The organism is Streptomyces sp. NH27, from assembly GCF_056859195.1.
The window spans coordinates 1-1,911 of the sequence record NZ_JACEGK010000844.1; the positions used below are offsets into that span (position 1 = coordinate 1).

Annotated in this window: 2 protein-coding genes; one reads left to right on the forward strand and one right to left on the reverse strand. The window is 73.6% G+C overall.

Translation table 11 applies throughout. The features are described from left to right. Positions 1-57: 57 nt before the first annotated feature. Positions 58-903 (forward strand): tRNA pseudouridine(38-40) synthase TruA, encoded by an 846-nt coding sequence (gene truA / locus AC13HU_RS36415; RefSeq protein ID WP_483046279.1) that lies wholly within the window; start codon positions 58-60, stop codon positions 901-903. A gap of 56 nt (positions 904-959) precedes the next feature. Here truA and AC13HU_RS36420 read toward each other — a convergent pair. Next, on the reverse strand, positions 960-1,911 hold a 952-nt coding region (locus AC13HU_RS36420), incomplete at its 5' end, for a flagellar basal body-associated FliL family protein (RefSeq protein ID WP_483046280.1).

The window sequence follows — 1,911 nt, forward strand, 5'->3', positions numbered from 1 at the left end:
GCACGTAGGACGGGCACCGGACACGGGGCGCGGGGCACGAGGCGCGAGGAGCGACGGGTGAGCGAGGGGCCGGCGGCCGGATTCGTCCGGGTGCGGTTGGATCTTGGGTACGACGGGGCGGACTTCTCCGGGTGGGCGAAGCAGCGCAGCCGGCGGACGGTGCAGGGGGAACTGGAGTCGGCGATCGCCACGGTGCTGCGGCTGCCGGACCCGGTCGAGCTGACGGTGGCGGGGCGCACCGACGCGGGGGTGCACGCGCGCGGGCAGGTGGCGCACGTGGACCTGCCCGCGGAGGTGTGGGAGCGGGAGAGCGGAAAGCTGCGGCGGCGGCTGGCCGGGCGGCTGCCGTGGGATGTGCGGGTGTGGGGGGTGGCACAGGCGCCGGCCGGTTTCGACGCGCGGTTCTCGGCGGTGTGGCGGCGTTACGCGTACCGGATCGGGGACCACCCGGGCGGGGTGGACCCGCTGCTGCGCGGCCATGTGCTGTGGCACGACCGCCCGGTGGACGTGGATCTGATGAACGACGCCGCGAAGCTGATGCTGGGGGAGCACGACTTCGCCGCGTACTGCAAGAAGCGGGAGGGCGCGACCACCATCCGCACCCTGCTCGACCTGTCGTGGGAGCGGAACGCGGACGGTCTGGCGGTGGCGACGGTACGGGCCGACGCCTTCTGCCACAACATGGTGCGGGCGCTGGTCGGCGCGATGATCCTGGTCGGCGACGGGCACCGGCCGATCGGTTTCCCGGCCGAGGTGCTGGCCGGGCGGGAACGGCACTCGGCCGTCAACGTGGTGCGGCCGCACGGACTGACGCTGGAGGAGGTCGGCTACCCGGCCGACGAGCTGCTGGCCGCGCGCAGCCGGGAGGCCCGCAACATGCGGACGCTGCCCGGCTGCCTGTAGCTACCCCCCCAGGTCGTAACGACCCGCATCCCGGAGGACGGTCCTTACCCGCGTCCTTACTGGTTGTTCGCCTGGGCCTGTGCCGCGTCACGGCCGCGCTGGATGATCCGCTGGAAGGCGAAGTCCGAGGCGTCGTTGGCGGCTTGGGTGCCCGTGGTGTTGCCCGTGGTGAGGGTCTTGCCGTTCTTGAAGCCGGCGATCGCGAAGTAGGCGTACCGGCCGGCCGAGTTCGAGGTCATCTGGCAGGCCACGGCGTGGCAGAAGTCGGAGATGCCGCCGCCGTTGAGCGGGGCGACGTACTGCGCGACGTTGTGCACCTTGGTGGCTTTGGCCGCGTCGGCGAAGACCGCGACACCGATGGTGACGGCGATCTCGCCGTTGGTGTAGGTGGCGCGCAGCAGCTTGGTGCAGCCGTTGGCGGCGAGCACGCCGGACAGCTGACCGCCGGACGCGGCGGAGCAGCTGGCGGTGCTGGTGCTGTTGGTCTTGACGTAGGTGCGGCCGGCCAGCACGAACTGCTTGCCCGGGAAGAGCGACGCCGGGGTGATGGGTGCCGTGTCCTTCGCCGCGGAGGAGATGAAGTCCAGCGGGTTCGCGGGCGGTGGCGGGGCCACCGAGGAGAACGACGGTTCGGGCGGCAGCGGCTTCTGGCTGGCCGTGCTGCTCGCCGACCCGCTCGGGTCGGCGATGGGGTGGTCCGAGCCCTTGCCGGACATCACCACGGCCGTGGCCACGCCGCCGGCTATCACCGCGACGGCGACGACCCCGCCGATCAGCATCATGACCCGCCGCCGCCGGACCCCGCCGGCCTGCTCGTCGGCGAGGGCGCTCCCGTCGGGCGTCCCGGGCGCCGAGCCCGAGGTGGGCCCTGCCGCGGGTGCCGGACCGCCCGAGGGCGCCCCAGACCCCCTGCCGCCGCCCGCACCGGGTCCGCCCGGTCCGCCCGGCCCACCGCTTCCCTGCGGGCGCGGGAAGCCGTATCCGCCTTGGGCGCCGCTGGGTGTACCG